Genomic DNA, 14,653 nt, shown 5'->3' with positions numbered 1-14,653 from the left:
TGTATTAGGGTGGTATCTCGACATCAAGATATCTGCCGCTACACTCGACTTGGATCGCGTGAGCAGCGCGCCCGGAAGACCCAGAACACAGGGAGAAGTCGTGTCCGCGAACAGCTTCGACGCCCGCAGCACGCTGCAGGTGGGCGACGAGTCGTACGAGATCTTCAAGCTCGACCAGGTCGAGGGCGCCGCCCGCCTTCCCTACAGCCTGAAGATCCTCCTGGAGAACCTGCTCCGCACCGAGGACGGCGCCAACATCACCGCCGACCACATCCGGGCGCTCGGCGGCTGGGACCCGAACGCGGAGCCCTCCGAGGAGATCCAGTTCACCCCCGCCCGCGTGATCATGCAGGACTTCACCGGCGTGCCCTGTGTCGTCGACCTCGCCACCATGCGTGAGGCCGTCAAGGAGCTCGGCGGCGACCCCTCCCGGATCAACCCGCTGGCGCCGGCCGAGATGGTCATCGACCACTCGGTCATCGCCGACAAGTTCGGCACCAAGGACGCGTTCACCCAGAACGTCGAGATCGAGTACGGCCGCAACAAGGAGCGCTACCAGTTCCTGCGCTGGGGCCAGACCGCGTTCGACGAGTTCAAGGTCGTCCCGCCGGGCACCGGCATCGTGCACCAGGTCAACATCGAGTACCTGGCCCGCACCGTCATGGTCCGCAACGGCCAGGCCTACCCCGACACCTGCGTCGGCACCGACTCGCACACCACCATGGTCAACGGCCTGGGCGTGCTGGGCTGGGGCGTCGGCGGCATCGAGGCCGAGGCCGCGATGCTGGGCCAGCCGGTCTCCATGCTGATCCCGCGCGTGGTCGGCTTCAAGCTCACCGGCGCGCTGCCGGACGGCGCCACCGCCACCGACCTGGTGCTCACCATCACCGAGATGCTGCGCAAGCACGGCGTCGTCGGCAAGTTCGTCGAGTTCTACGGTGACGGCGTCGGCTCGGTGCCGCTGGCCAACCGCGCCACCCTCGGCAACATGTCGCCGGAGTTCGGCTCGACCTGCGCGATCTTCCCGATCGACGGCGAGACCATCAACTACCTGCGCCTGACCGGCCGCAGCGAGCAGCAGCTGGCGCTCGTCGAGGCCTACGCCAAGGAGCAGGGCCTGTGGCACAACCCGGCGCAGGAGCCGGTCTACTCCGAGTACCTGGAGCTGGACCTGGCCACCGTCGTGCCGTCGATCGCCGGCCCGAAGCGCCCGCAGGACCGCGTGATCCTGGCCGAGGCCGCCACCAAGTTCCGCTCCGCCGTGCGTGACTACATCTCCACCTCGGACGAGTCGGGCGAGGAGTCCTTCCCGGCCTCCGACGCCCCGGCCGCCGCCAACGGCATCCACAACCCCTCCGTGGTCACCGCCCCCGACGGCTCGACCTACGAGATCGACAACGGCGCGGTCGTGATCGCCTCGATCACCTCCTGCACCAACACCTCCAACCCCTCGGTCATGCTGGGCGCCGCCCTGCTGGCCAAGAAGGCCGTGGAGAAGGGCCTGACCGTCAAGCCGTGGGTCAAGACCACGCTGGCGCCGGGCTCCAAGGTCGTCATGGACTACTACGAGAAGGCCGGCCTGCTCCCGTACATGGAGAAGCTGGGCTTCAACCTGGTCGGCTACGGCTGCGTCACCTGCATCGGCAACTCGGGCCCGCTGCCCGAGGAGGTCTCCAAGACCGTCAACGACCACGACCTGGCCGTCGTCTCGGTCCTGTCCGGCAACCGCAACTTCGAGGGCCGGATCAACCCCGACGTCAAGATGAACTACCTGGCCTCGCCGCCGCTGGTGGTCGCCTACGCCATCGCGGGCAACATGAACGTCGACATCACCCGCGACGCGCTGGGCGCCGACGCCGAGGGCAACCCGGTCTACCTGCACGACATCTGGCCGACCGAGCAGGAGGTCGCCGACGTCATCGCGACCTCGATCGACCAGGACATGTTCACCAAGGACTACGCGGACGTCTTCGCGGGCGACCACCGCTGGCAGTCCCTCCAGGTGCCGACCGGCAACACCTTCGAGTGGGACGCCGAGTCCACCTACGTCCGCAAGCCCCCGTACTTCGAGGGCATGGCGCACGAGCCGGCTCCGGTCACCGACATCGCCGGCGCCCGCGTCCTGGCCAAGCTGGGCGACTCGGTCACCACCGACCACATCTCCCCGGCCGGCAACATCAAGGACGGCACCCCGGCGGCCGAGTACCTCAAGGCCCACGGCGTCGAGAAGCGCGACTTCAACTCCTACGGCTCGCGCCGTGGCAACCACGAGGTCATGATCCGCGGCACCTTCGCCAACATCCGCCTGCGCAACCAGATCGCGCCGGGCACCGAGGGCGGCTACACCCGCGACTTCACCCAGGCCGACGGCCCGGTGTCGTTCATCTACGACGCCTCGCAGAACTACCAGGCCGCAGGCACCCCGCTCGTCGTCCTGGCGGGCAAGGAGTACGGCTCCGGCTCGTCCCGCGACTGGGCGGCCAAGGGCACCGCGCTGCTCGGCGTCAAGGCCGTCATCGCCGAGTCCTACGAGCGCATCCACCGCTCCAACCTGATCGGCATGGGCGTCCTGCCGCTCCAGTTCCCGGAGGGCCACACGGCCGACTCCCTCGGCCTGACCGGCGAGGAGACCTTCTCCTTCGCGGGCGTCACCGAGCTGAACGAGGGCCGCACGCCGAAGACGGTCAAGGTCACCACGGACTCCGGCATCTCCTTCGACGCCAAGGTCCGGATCGACACCCCCGGCGAGGCGGACTACTACCGCAACGGCGGCATCCTGCAGTACGTGCTGCGCTCGCTGATCAAGTAATCCGCGACCGGTCGGCGACGGCCCCGCTCCCCTTCCGGGAGCGGGGCCGTTCCCGTTTTCGGCGAAGCCGTTGACGAGATGTACCCCCATGAATAACCCTAAGAGGGGTTAGAGATGCCCGCAGAGGAGGCAGCATGCCGAAGATCAACGTCTATCTGCCCGACGACCTCGCCGCCGCGGTGAAGGCCGCCGAGATCCCCGTCTCGGCCGTGTGCCAGAAGGCACTGGCCGACGCCGTCCAGGCGGTGACGCTGGCCCGCAAGGGCGTCGCCCTGCTGCGCGACCCGGCGTTCGACCCGGACGCCCGTCCCGAACTGGCCGCGCGTCTCGCCGGTCGGATGACGGACCGGCTCAAGGCGTCGGTCGAACTCGCCCACCAGGCCGCGGGGGAGGGGCCCGTCGGCACCCGGCACCTGCTCGTCGGCCTGATCGACGAGGGCGGCAACCTCGCCGTCCGGCTGCTCCCGGCGCTCGGCGAGGAGCCCGACGCGCTGCGCGAGGCCGCACTGGCGAGCACGGCGGACGAGCCGCTGCCGAACGCGACGGGGGCGGCGGGCGGCTTCTGGACCGGGCTGACCATGCCCGCTCGCAGCGCGATCGGCGCGGCCCTGGAGGCGGCGCTCGAGCTCGGCCACAACTACATCGGCTGCGAGCACCTCCTCCTCGGCCTGCTCGCCGAGGAGGAGAGCGGCGCGGGACGGATCCTGCACGCCGCCGGCCTGGACGCCACCGCGGTCCGCCGCGCCATCGCCACCGCGATGGCGGGCTTCGCCCAGGCCCGCCAGAACGCGACCCCGCCCGGCACCGAGTCGCTGCTGCGGCAACTCGCCCAGCGCCTCGACGCGATCGAAGGCCGCCTCGGCGCGGCGGGGCTGTGACGGGAGCCCGGACCGTACGAGGGCTCGGCTGACGGGGGCTCAGCCCAGCGCGGCCCTGGCGACGCCGAGGACGAACGGGTTCGTGTTCGCCGACTCGCTGGTGGGCGTGAACGCGTAGACCAGGATCCGCCGGCCGTCCCTGGTCGCGAACACGCCGTCGGTGTAGCCCGGTCGCGAGCCCGTCTTCCCCCAGACCGTGACGCCGTCGATCGTCGCGCTCATCAGGCCCATGCCGAAGCAGGCGCGTCCGGGGTCGCCCAGCCGGCACTGGTTGGTGCCCAGGTAGGCGACGTCCGGGACGGTGAACATGTCGTCGAGTTCCGCGCTCGGCAGCAGCCGTCCGGCGAGCAGGCCCTTCATCAGCGTGTCCAGGTCGCGGGCCGACGAGATCATGCCGCCCTCGGCCCACGGGTAGGGGCTCTGCCGCGTCACGTCCACGAGTCGCGTGGTGCCGTTCGTGTCGACGGCCAGGTATCCGTGCAGCCGCGGGCCGTGGATGCGGTAGTCGGTCGCGGCCGGGACCTCCGTGTCGCTCAGCCCCAGCGGGCGGATGACGCGACGGGCGACCTCGGACGCGTAGCTGTGCCCGGTGACCTTCTCGACGAGCGAGCCGAGCAGGTAGTAGTTGATGCCGTTGTACTGCTGCTCGGCGCCCGGCGCGAAGCTCATCCGCAGCCCGCCGAGCGCGGCCTCGACCTGGGCGGGCGTGGGGTGGTCGAACCGGTGCGCGACGAAGCCGGCCGGGTCGTCCTCGTCGTCGCCGACGTCCACGCCCGGCAGGCCGCTGGTGTGGTCGAGCAGCTGGGCGACGGTGATCGGCGGGAATCCGGCCGGCAGCACGCCGGGCAGGTAGTGCTGGATGCTCTGGTCGAGCGAGATCCGGTGTTCGGCGACCAGTTGCAGGGTGACGATCGCGGTGAACACCTTCGTCACGCTGCCGATCCGGAACCGCGAGTCCGGCGCGGGAGCGGTGCCCCTGGCCACGTCGCCGAGACCGGAGACGCCGTTCCAGCTGCCGTCCGTGCCGTCGACGTCGACCAGTGATCCGGTGATGACCGGGTTCGGAAGGCCGCTGATCGAGGCCTGGAGCGCAGCAGCATCCGGCGGACCGAAGCCGGTCGCGGCGTCGCCGGTCGCCGCCACGGTCGGAGTCGCCACAGCCGCGGGAGCCACCGCAGCGGCCACGGCCACGGCCACAGCCGCCGCGGTGGCGACCGATACCGCCCGGCCACCTGCCCGTGAAGCTCCCCTGAACGTCAGCACATGCCCTCCCGATGCCCTCGTGCCGTCCCCTTCGGACGCCGACCAGCCTTCCGGACCCGGGGGCGCACGTCGCTGGCGTCCGGACCCGACTTCGGGGTGGTGCAGGCACCACCCCCGGGAGTCGGCGTGGCGAGCGGGTGATCTACTGGCTCGAAAATCGAAAATCTGTTCCTATACTGGTGGAGTGAACACCTCGCCCGTCCCTCCCGGCTGGCCGGAGCGCGTGCAGCCCCCCGGCAGCCCTGGCTGGGAGGAGTCTGCGCGCAGGTGGCTCTACGACCAGGTCCCGGGGGAGTGGCGGCGGTACCACGTGCTCTACAAGCACCCGCTGATGCTCGCCCGGGACGTCCGCTACCTCACCGACGGGTCCCTTCAGGTCGCCCGGTCCGCGTACTCGCGTGCGCGCGTGGAGCTCGCGGACCACTTCGAGCCGCACGCCATCGAGGAGCGCCTGCGCGCCTATGCGGAGGAGGGCGCCCGCCTGAGCGTCCTGGCCCGGCAGGTGCAGCTGGTGGAGGACGCGTTGTCGGGCGTGCGCTGGGTTCCCAAGCTCTGACGGCGGGGCCGTACTGACGCTTGTTCTCTCGTGCGGGCGGTGGTACCCATGCCGGGAGCGAGAGCTGACGCCGTGTCAGCTGTCGGCGCCGGAAGGGACGAGCCCGTGACGGTCACCACGCTGCGCTTCAACCAGGTCGCGCCCGGCCTGGATCGCAAGGACGTCGCCGCCCGCTACCGTGCCACCGTCGAGATGGCCGTCCATGCCGAGGCGCACGGCTTCGACCTGGTCACGCTGGAGGAGCACCACGGCGTGGCCGACGGCTGGAGTCCCGCGCCGATCGCCACCGCGGCGGCGATCGCGGGGGCCACCAGCCGCATCCCGCTGATGCTGTGCGCGCTGATCACGCCGCTGTACGACCCGTTGCGGCTGGCCGAGGAGCTCGTCGTGCTGGACCACCTCAGCGGCGGGCGGGTCACCACGGTCGCCGGGCTCGGCTACCGGCCGGCCGAGTACGAGCTGATGGGCGTCGAGTGGAAGCAGCGCGGGCGGATCCAGGACGAGGTGCTGGCCGCACTGGTCGCCGCCTGGTCCGGGGAGGAGTTCGAGTACCGGGGCCGCACGGTGCGACTGACTCCGCCGCCGCTGACCGCGCCGCAGCCGCCGCTGATCGTCGGCGGCTCGTCCAAGGCCGCGGCGCGGCGCGCCGTGCGGCTGCGGCTGCCGCTGTTCACGGCCGCCTACCTTCCCGAGTTGGTCGACTACTACGAGTCGTTGGCCGCCGCGGCGGACTGGCACGAGGGCTTCGTCCTGCTGCCGCCGGAGCGCACCCGCATGGTCCACTGCACCGAGGACCCGGACCGCGCCTGGGCGCGGTACGGCGAGCACTTCCTGCACGAGGCCCGAACCTACGCCTCCTGGCAGACGCCCGACATCCGCTCGGCGGTCGCGACGCAGGCGCTGACGGTCGACCAGCTCCGCGCGGAGGGCGTCTACTGCTGCCTGACCCCGGACGAGTGCGTGGCCGTCGCCGCCGCGGAGGGCCCGATGGGCACCCTGCTGCTGCATCCGATGTGCGGTGGTATGCCGGTGGAGGCGGGCTGGGAGAGCCTGCGCCTGTTCACGGACGAGGTGATGCCGCGGATCCGCCCCTGAGCGACGCGCCGCGACGTGCCGCGACGCGACACGACGCGCTCGAGCGGTCAGTCCGGCTCGGTCAGGTAGCCGCGCAGGAGCTTCTTGCATTCGGCGATGAGCACCGGGTCGCCCTCCGCGTCCTGGCGGAAGGCCAGGCGCAGGACCGCGTCCGCGCACTCCAGGGCGACCTGGAGGGAGATCCGCGCGGCCGCGCGGTCCTCGCCGCCGATGAGGTCGCCGAGGAGGGCCCAGAGGCGGTCCGCGACCGCGGCGTTGTTCTCCAGGACGGAGTCGAGCAGGTGCACGCTCTGCGCGTCCTCGCGGCCGACCGCGCCGAAGTCGACGACGCCGAAGCCGGGCACGGCGCGGTGCATGGCCACGTACTCCTCGACCGCGAGGTCGACCATGGTCGCGATGTCGGAGGGCCGCTCGGCCTCCATGCGCCGGGTCAGCCGGTCCATGAAGTGTTCGAGGTTGCGTTCGGCGAGCGCGCCCAGCAGTCCGTCGATGCCGGGGAAGAACTGGTAGAGCGTGCCGATCGGGACCTCCGCGCGCCGGGCGACCTCCTTGGTGGTCAGCGCGGTGTAGCCGACCTCGTCGAGCAGGCGCGCGGTGGCGTCCAGGATGCGGTCGAAGCGTTCCTGACTGCGCCGCTGCACGGGCCGGCGACGGACGCTGCCTTCGGATGGCGCGGGAACGTGCATGGCCTCACTCTGCCCGATCGGGTGCGGCCTTGGCGAGTCACTAACGTGAGTTCTTCTCACGTTGTCTGGACGGCCACCTCGGCCACCCCGGCTGCCCCGGCTGCCGCGGCGTAGTCGTGGAAGCCGCGGCCGGACTTGCGGCCCAGCAGACCCGCCTGCACCATCCGCGCCAGCAGCGGCGGCGGCGAGTACAGCGGCTCCTTGTACTCCTGGTACATCGACTCGGCGATCGCCTGCACCGTGTCGAGCCCGATCAGGTCGGCGAGGGCCAGCGGGCCCAGCGGGTGGGCGCAGCCCTGCACCATGCCCTGGTCGATGTCCGCCGCGGAGGCGAAGCCGGACTCCAGCATCCGGATCGCCGAGAGCAGGTAGGGCACGAGCAGCGCGTTGACCACGAAACCCGCCCGGTCGCCGGCGCGGATCACGCGCTTGCCGAGGACGCCGGTGACGAACGCCTCGGCGCGCTCAGCCGTCCGCTCCGCGGTGAGGAGCGAGGGCACGAGCTCGACCAGCGGCAGGACCGGCACGGGATTGAAGAAGTGGACGCCGATCACCCGGTCCGGCCGGGAGGTCGCCGTCGCGAGCTTGACCATGGGAATGGAGGAGCTGTTCGAGGCGAGGATCGCGTCCGGATCCTCGACCACGCGGTCCAGCCGCGCGAAGACCTCGGTCTTGATCCGCTCGGACTCGGCGACCGCCTCGAGCACCAGCTCCCGGTCGGCGAAGTCGGACAGGTCCGTGGTCCAGCGCAGGCGGCCGAGCGCCTTGTCCCGCTCCGGCCCGCCGAGCCTGCCCCCGCGGACCGCGCGGGCGAGCGAACGCTCGACGCGCTCGCGTCCGGCGGCCAGCGCCTGCGCGTCGATCTCGAAGACCAGGACGTCGAGCCCGGCGCGGGCGCAGACCTCGGCGATGCCGGAGCCCATCAGTCCGGCGCCGACGACTCCGACGCGGTGGACGGGTTGGTTCATCTCAGGCCTCCGAGCGAACGAGTCTCTGTCTGGCTGATGCGTCTGACTGATGCGTCAGTTAGCCCTCTTCGGGCCGTCAGCGTCAAGGTCTTGTCTCTGACTGATGCGTCAGTAGGATGACCTCCATGACGGACGAGGACCGGCGCGGAGCGATCCTGGAGGCCACCTGGCAGCTGATCGCCGAGCGCGGCTTCCACGCCGTGCGGATCAGCGACATCGCCAAGGTGTGCGGCACCAGCACGGGCACGGTGCACTACTACTTCCCCGGCAAGGACGACGTGCTGACGCAGGCGCTGAAGTACTGCGTCGAGCAGGCGTTCGTCCGGCAGAGCCGGGAGCTGCGCGGCATCGACGACGCCCACGAGCGGCTGCTCAAGCTGATCGACATGCAGCTGCCCCGGATGGGCCGGGTGCGCGACGAGTGGTCGATCTGGCTCCAGTACTGGGCGGAGGCCGTGGTGCGGCCCGAGTTCCGGCCCGCGCACAACGAGTTCTACGCCCGCTGGCACGAGACCGTGGTGCGGATCGTCCGGCGCGGCCAGCGGCAGGGCGTCTTCCGGACCGACGTGTCGCCCGAGGAGCTGGCCGTGCACCTGACCGCGCTCACGGACGGCGCGGCGATCCAGGTGCTGACCGGTCGCCCCGGCATGACCGTCTCGGTGATGCGGGAGCTGCTGATCGGCTACGTCCAGCGCGAGCTGCTCGTCGAGCGGCGCACCTCCCCGGAACCCGCGTGAGCCCGGACGCCACCACGCCGCCGCTGCCGCCGCAGCCGGGCGTCGACCACGACACGATCCGCCGCAACCTGGCCGCCTTCCCGCGCCGTTCGGCCGTGACCGCGGGCGGGCGTGCGGCGGCCGTCGCGGTCTGTGTGCTGCCGTCGCCGACCGGCCCGCAGCTGCTGATGATCAAACGTGCGGCCAAGGGCCGCAACGCCGGGCAGTGGGCGCTGCCCGGCGGCAGGGTCGAGCCGGGGGAGGGCTCCGCGGAGACCGCCCTGCGCGAACTGGCCGAGGAGACCGGCGTCGAGGCCCCTGCCTCCGCCGTGGCCGGCCTGCTGGACGACTACGTCGCGGGCACGGGCTTCGTGATCACCCCGGTCGTGGTCCTGCTCGACGCGCCGCCCGCGCGGCTGCGCCGCTGCCCGCGCGAGGTGCACTCGCTGCACCGCGTCCCGCTCGCCCGGCTCTGCGACCCGGACGTGCCGCGCTGGCGGGAGACGCCCGACGGCGGTCGGCTGCTCCAGATGCCGCTGCGCCGCACCATGGTCGTGCACGCGCCGACCGGCGCGCTGTTGTGGCAGTTCCGGGAGGTGGCGCTGCTCGGGCGGCCCACCCGGGTGAGCGGTCTGGACGAGCCGGACTTCGCCCGCTCCTGACGGCCGTCCTGACCGGCCGCCCGAAGGCAGCGCTTGCCTTCGCCCTCGCTCGTGCCGCTCGGGTCAGCGCCGACGCGCTTCCGCAACGTTTCGGGCATCTCTTTCCCTTCAGCCTTGACACGACTTCATCCCATTGGCTCTGCTTGAAGTTCAGAAGTTGTATTCAAGGCCGAAACCAGGCCGCGAACGGGTCTCCGCCGCAAGGGCGCGGGGAGGATGGATCGATCATGTCCGTGGAAACGCCGGGTTCACAGTCGTCGCTGCACCGGGCCAACCTGGAGCGTGTGCTCCGGGCTGTCCGGATGGCCGGATCGCTGACCCAGGCCGAGATCGCGCGGAGCACGGGGCTCTCCGCCGCGACGGTCTCCAACATCGTCCGTGAGCTCAGCGAGGCGGGGACGGTGGTGGTCACGCCCACCTCCTCGGGCGGGCGCCGCGCCCGCAGCGTGTCGCTCAGCGCGGACGCGGGCATCGTCGTCGGCGTCGACTTCGGTCACTCCCACCTGCGGGTGGCCATCGGCAACCTGGCCCACCGGGTGCTGGCGGAGGAGAGCGAGCCGATCGACACCGACGCCTCCGCCGACCAGGGCTTCGGCCGCGCGGAGCAGTTGGTCGCGCGGCTGCTGGAGCAGACCGGATTCCCCGCCGAGAAGGTCATCGGCGTCGGCCTCGGCGTCCCCGGCCCGATCGACGTGGAGACCGGCGCGCTCGGCTCGACCGCGATCCTGCCGGGCTGGACGGGCATCGCGCCGGCGCAGGAGCTCTCCCGTCGCCTCGGCATGGCGGTGCTCGTCGACAACGACGCGAACCTGGGCGCGCTGGGCGAGCTGGTCTGGGGCGCCGGCCGCGGGCTCTCGGACCTCGCCTACATCAAGGTGTCCAGCGGTGTCGGCGCCGGTCTGGTGATCGCCGGGCAGATCTACCGGGGGCCCGGCGGCACGGCGGGCGAGATCGGGCACATCACCCTGGACGAGGCGGGCCCGGTCTGCCGCTGCGGCAACCGCGGCTGCCTGGAGACGTTCGTCAGCGCCCGCCACATCCTGGCGCTGCTGCAGCAGAGCCACGGCGCGGACCTCAGCATGCCCAAGGTGGTGCAGCTGGCCCAGCGCGGCGACCTCGGCTGCCGCCGGGTGATCGCGGACGCCGGCCGGCAGATCGGCACCGGCGTCGCCAACCTCTGCAACCTGCTGAACCCGCGCCGGGTCATCCTCGGTGGCGATCTGGCCGAGGCGGGGGACCTGGTGCTCGACCCGATAAGGGAGTCCGTGGCCCGCTACGCCATCCCGAGCGCCGCGCGGCAACTGTCGGTCGTGCCCGGAACGCTGGGCGGAAGGGCCGAGGTTCTTGGAGCCTTGGCGTTGGTCATGTCCGAAATGGGCGATTCCAACGCATTGCCCACGGGGTGATGTCCGCATTCCGGGGGCTTGGTTGCCGCCATGCCTTCAGGAAGATAACGAATGGATTCGGATCGCCTGTTCATCGACTTTAATTATTGACGCCAGCTGGGAGTGCGGGGTTGACTCCTCACACCTCGGTCGCAGTGTGGCGACCGCGTCAGGGAGGCACCCCAAACGATGAACAGCACTCTGCGCCGCACGGTCGTGGTAACCACCGCCGTTTCCATCGCGCTCGGCCTGGCCGCTTGTGGCAAGGCCGGCAGCAGCAACGCCAGCTCTTCTTCTTCCAGCTCCGCCGCAGGCGGCTCCCAGGCCATCGGCCTGCTGCTCCCCGAGAACACCACCACCCGGTACGAGCAGTTCGACAAGCCGCTGTTCGAGGCCAAGGTCAAGGCCCTGGCCCCGAACGTCACCGTCGACTACGCCAACGCCGCCGGCAGCGCCCAGACCCAGGCGCAGCAGGTCCAGACGATGATCAACCAGGGCGTCAAGGTCATCGTGGTCGACGCCCAGGACTCGGCCCAGATCAAGTCCTCCGTGCAGGCCGCGCACGACAAGGGCATCAAGGTCGTCGCCTACGACCGCCTGGCCCAGGGCCCGGTCGACGCCTACGTCTCGTTCGACAACGAGAAGGTCGGTGAGCTCCAGGGCCAGGGCCTGCTCACCGCCATGGGCTCCGCCGCCACCCCGTCCGCCAAGGTCGTGGAGATCGACGGCGACTCGGCCGACCCGAACGCCGCCGACTTCAAGAAGGGCTTCACCACCGCCGTCGCCGGCAAGGTGGACATCGCCTACGACGCCTCGGGCCTGTGGAAGCCCGACGTCGCCGCGCAGAAGGCCACCGCCGCCTTCAACCAGCTCGGTGCGAAGAACGTCGCGGGCGTCTACTCCGCCAACGACGGCATGGCCGCCGGTATCGTCACCTCGATGAAGAACGCGGGCGTCAACGCCCCGATCGGTGGCCAGGACGCCCAGCTCGACGCGGTGCAGCGCATCGTGGCCGGCACCCAGGCGTACACGGTCTACAAGGCGTACAAGCCGGAGGCCGAGGCGGCCGCCACGCTGGCCGTCGACCTGCTGAACGGCCAGTCCATCAGCTCGGTCGCCACCGCCACCAAGACCAGCCTCTCCGGCAACACGGTCCCGTCCGACCTGCTCACCCCGGTCCTGCTGACCAAGGCGAACATCAAGGACACCGTCATCACCGACGGCCTCTACACCGTCGCGCAGATCTGCACCTCGGACTTCGCCACCGCCTGCAAGGCCGCCGGCCTGCAGTAGTCCGGACGCAGTCCAGACGGTCCGTCAGATATCCGCCCGCACACGGGATTCCCGTGTGCGGGCGGACGCGGGACATTCCATTCAAGGCTTTACGCACGACCTCGCAGGCGCCAGGGCTGGCGCGGCATCCCGTCCGAGGCACCGGACGGGGAGAAGGAGTTGGTTCACGTGACAAGCGCGCCCGTACTGGCGTTGCGCGGAGTCTCCAAGCGGTTCGGCGCCGTCCAGGCGCTGACCGACGTCGAGCTGGAGGTCCACGCCGGAGAGGTGGTGGCGCTGGTCGGTGACAACGGCGCCGGTAAGTCCACCCTGGTCAAGACGATCGCCGGAGTGCACCCCATCGATGACGGCCAGATCGAGTGGGAGGGACGCCCGGTCCAGATCAACCGGCCGCAGGACGCCCAGCACCTCGGCGTCGCGACCGTCTACCAGGACCTCGCCCTCTGCGACAACCTGGACGTCGTCAACAACCTGTTCCTGGGGCGTGAGTTGAAGCGCCGCGGCACCCTCGACGAGGTGGCCATGGAGCAGAGGGCGCGGGAGCTGCTGGACACCCTGTCCATCCGCATCCCGTCCGTCCGCATCCCGATCGCCTCGCTGTCGGGTGGTCAGCGCCAGGTCGTGGCGATCGCCCGCTCGCTGATCGGCGAGCCGAAGGTCGTCATCCTGGACGAGCCGACCGCCGCCCTCGGCGTCGAGCAGACCGCCCAGGTCCTCGACCTGGTCGAGCGGCTGCGTGAGCGCGGCCTCGGCGTCATCCTGATCAGCCACAACATGGCCGACGTCCGCGCCGTCGCGGACACCGTCGCGGTCCTGCGCCTCGGAAGGAACAACGGAACCTTCCCGGTGCAGCAGACCACGCAGGAGACCATCATCGCCGCCATCACCGGCGCCACCGAGAACGCGGTGACCCGGCGCGCGGCGCGCACGGCGGAGGCCGCGAAGTGAGCAACGACACCAAGACCACCCCGCCCCCCGCGTCGAGCCCGGCCGTCGACCCGCGGCTGCTCCAGCGCGAGTCCGGCCTTTCCGGCTACGTCAGCGAGTTCGTGCGCAAGGTCCGCGGCGGCGACCTCGGCTCGCTGCCGGTCGTCGTCGGTCTGATCGTCATCTGGGCCGTCTTCAGCCTCAACGACGGCAAGTACTTCGCCGCGTCGACGGCCGAGTTCATCGCCTACTACATGGTCGGCATCGGTCTGCTGGCCGTCGGCCTGGTCTTCGTGCTGCTGCTGGGCGAGATCGACCTCTCGGTCGGCGCCGTCAGCGGCCTGGCCGCCGCCGTCTACGCCGTGCTCTCGGTCAACGAGCACGTCGACCCGTGGCTGTCGGTGCTGCTCACGCTGCTGACCGGCGCCGCCATCGGCGCGCTGCACGGCTTCATCTTCGCCAAGATCGGCGTGCCCGCCTTCGTCGTCACCCTCGCCGGCTTCCTGGCCTGGCAGGGCGTGATGCTGTGGCTCCTCGGCTCCACCGGCACCATCAACCTGGACGACAAGGGCCTGAACCACTTCCTGTCCGGGAACTCCTACTTCCTCGGCGGGGACATCTCCGGCGGCTACGTCCTGGCCGTGCTCGCGGTCGCCTCGCTGCTGTTCGGCAGCCTCAGCGAGCAGGCGCGCCGCCGCAAGGCCGGCGTCCCGTTCCGCCCGACCAGCGAGATCGTGCTGCGCGCGGTGCTGCTGGCCATCGGCGCCTTCGGCGCGGCCTACGTGCTGAACCAGGCCAGCGGCGTGCCGAACGCGCTGGTGATCTTCCTGGCGCTGCTGATCGTCTGTGACTTCGTGCTGCGCCGCACCTCCTACGGCCGCAAGATCTTCGCCGTCGGTGGCAACATCGAGGCGAGCCGCCGCGCCGGCATCTCCGTCCCGGCCATCCGGATCTCGGTCTACGCCATCTCCGGCACCTTCGCCGCGCTCGGCGGTCTGGCCATCGCCGGCACCACCAACGCGGCCGGCCAGGCCGGTGCGGACCCGAACAACCTGATGATGGCCATCGCCGCGGCCGTCATCGGCGGCACCTCGCTGTTCGGCGGGCGCGGCCGCGTCTGGTCCGCGCTGCTCGGCATGCTGGTGATCGAGTCGATCAACGCCGGTCTCTACATGCTCGGCCTGACCCTGGACATCCAGTACATGATCACCGGTGGCGTGCTGCTCGCCGCCGTGGTCGTGGACTCGCTGTCCCGGCGCACCCAGAAGTCCTCGGGACGCGCCTGACGCGTCCCGCCCGGGGGATCGCCCGCACGGCGGGCATCCCCCGAAAGGACGCGCGAAACGCCGTCGGCCCTCCGCAACGTGGTCGGCTCTCTTGAGGGGGAGAGCCGGTCACGGGGCTGACGGAACGCA

Annotated in this window: 13 protein-coding genes; 10 read left to right on the top strand and 3 right to left on the bottom strand. The window is 70.9% G+C overall.

Annotation, left to right across the window (positions count from 1 at the left end):
- Positions 1 to 100 precede the first annotated feature (100 nt).
- Positions 101 to 2,809, top strand: a complete 2,709-nt coding sequence (gene acnA, locus TR50_RS04105) for an aconitate hydratase AcnA (RefSeq protein ID WP_042414048.1) — start codon at positions 101 to 103, stop codon at positions 2,807 to 2,809.
- 134 nt (positions 2,810 to 2,943) lie between these two features.
- Positions 2,944 to 3,687, top strand: a complete 744-nt coding sequence (locus TR50_RS04100; protein ID WP_042414045.1) for a Clp protease N-terminal domain-containing protein — start codon at positions 2,944 to 2,946, stop codon at positions 3,685 to 3,687.
- Positions 3,688 to 3,726: 39 nt separating this feature from the next.
- Here the strand turns inward: TR50_RS04100 and TR50_RS04095 are convergent, their stop codons facing one another.
- A complete protein-coding gene (locus TR50_RS04095) occupies positions 3,727 to 4,845 on the bottom strand; it encodes a serine hydrolase domain-containing protein (protein WP_160311072.1) in 1,119 nt (372 codons plus the stop codon).
- 289 nt (positions 4,846 to 5,134) lie between these two features.
- Here TR50_RS04095 and TR50_RS04090 point away from each other — a divergent pair, with 289 nt between their 5' ends.
- A complete protein-coding gene (locus tag TR50_RS04090; RefSeq protein WP_042414042.1) occupies positions 5,135 to 5,506 on the top strand; it encodes a hypothetical protein in 372 nt (123 codons plus the stop codon).
- Positions 5,507 to 5,611: 105 nt separating this feature from the next.
- Complete coding sequence (locus tag TR50_RS04085) at positions 5,612 to 6,601, top strand: LLM class flavin-dependent oxidoreductase (protein ID WP_042414040.1); 990 nt, start codon at positions 5,612 to 5,614, stop codon at positions 6,599 to 6,601.
- 47 nt (positions 6,602 to 6,648) lie between these two features.
- Here the strand turns inward: TR50_RS04085 and TR50_RS04080 are convergent, their stop codons facing one another.
- Both TR50_RS04080 and TR50_RS04075 read right to left on the bottom strand, forming a co-directional pair.
- Positions 6,649 to 7,242, bottom strand: coding sequence for a TetR/AcrR family transcriptional regulator (locus tag TR50_RS04080; protein WP_236654255.1), 594 nt, complete (start codon positions 7,240 to 7,242; stop codon positions 6,649 to 6,651).
- 101 nt (positions 7,243 to 7,343) lie between these two features.
- Positions 7,344 to 8,255: a 3-hydroxybutyryl-CoA dehydrogenase gene (locus TR50_RS04075; RefSeq protein WP_042414033.1), complete on the bottom strand. Its 912-nt coding sequence runs from the start codon at positions 8,253 to 8,255 to the stop codon at positions 7,344 to 7,346.
- Positions 8,256 to 8,380: 125 nt separating this feature from the next.
- Between TR50_RS04075 and TR50_RS04070 the strand changes: the two genes are divergently transcribed.
- The 6 genes from TR50_RS04070 to TR50_RS04045 all read left to right on the top strand — a co-directional run bounded on the left by TR50_RS04070 (position 8,381) and on the right by TR50_RS04045 (position 14,524).
- Positions 8,381 to 8,992 carry a TetR/AcrR family transcriptional regulator gene (locus TR50_RS04070; protein ID WP_236654254.1) on the top strand — a complete coding sequence of 204 codons (612 nt, stop codon included), beginning with the start codon at positions 8,381 to 8,383 and terminating at the stop codon, positions 8,990 to 8,992.
- A complete protein-coding gene (locus TR50_RS49655; protein ID WP_269084778.1) occupies positions 8,989 to 9,633 on the top strand; it encodes an NUDIX hydrolase in 645 nt (214 codons plus the stop codon). The genes TR50_RS04070 and TR50_RS49655 overlap by 4 nt, the downstream gene beginning before the upstream one ends.
- Positions 9,634 to 9,866: 233 nt before the next feature.
- Positions 9,867 to 11,039: an ROK family transcriptional regulator gene (locus TR50_RS04060; protein ID WP_052440733.1), complete on the top strand. Its 1,173-nt coding sequence runs from the start codon at positions 9,867 to 9,869 to the stop codon at positions 11,037 to 11,039.
- Between the two features lie 168 nt (positions 11,040 to 11,207).
- Complete coding sequence (locus tag TR50_RS04055) at positions 11,208 to 12,311, top strand: sugar ABC transporter substrate-binding protein (protein WP_042414018.1); 1,104 nt, start codon at positions 11,208 to 11,210, stop codon at positions 12,309 to 12,311.
- 159 nt (positions 12,312 to 12,470) lie between these two features.
- A complete protein-coding gene (locus TR50_RS04050; protein WP_084699715.1) occupies positions 12,471 to 13,259 on the top strand; it encodes an ATP-binding cassette domain-containing protein in 789 nt (262 codons plus the stop codon).
- Positions 13,256 to 14,524, top strand: a complete 1,269-nt coding sequence (locus TR50_RS04045) for a sugar ABC transporter permease (protein ID WP_042414014.1) — start codon at positions 13,256 to 13,258, stop codon at positions 14,522 to 14,524. Before TR50_RS04050 ends, TR50_RS04045 begins: the two co-directional genes overlap by 4 nt.
- The last annotated feature ends 129 nt before the right edge of the window (positions 14,525 to 14,653 follow it).

The sequence above is a fragment of the Streptacidiphilus anmyonensis genome (genome assembly GCF_000787855.1).
GTDB classification, from domain to species: domain Bacteria; phylum Actinomycetota; class Actinomycetes; order Streptomycetales; family Streptomycetaceae; genus Streptacidiphilus; species Streptacidiphilus anmyonensis.
Note: the sequence above shows the minus strand (reverse complement) of the source record. Positions and strands in the feature narration are given on the sequence as shown.

Excerpts from the sequence above, each read along its gene's own strand:
- TR50_RS04100 (WP_042414045.1), top strand. The coding sequence starts at position 2,944 with ATGCCGAAGATCAACGTCTATCTGCCCGACGACCTCGCCGCCGCGGTG.
- TR50_RS04075 (WP_042414033.1), bottom strand. The coding sequence starts at position 8,255 with ATGAACCAACCCGTCCACCGCGTCGGAGTCGTCGGCGCCGGACTGATG.
- TR50_RS04070 (WP_236654254.1), top strand. The coding sequence starts at position 8,381 with ATGACGGACGAGGACCGGCGCGGAGCGATCCTGGAGGCCACCTGGCAG.
- TR50_RS04055 (WP_042414018.1), top strand. The coding sequence starts at position 11,208 with ATGAACAGCACTCTGCGCCGCACGGTCGTGGTAACCACCGCCGTTTCC.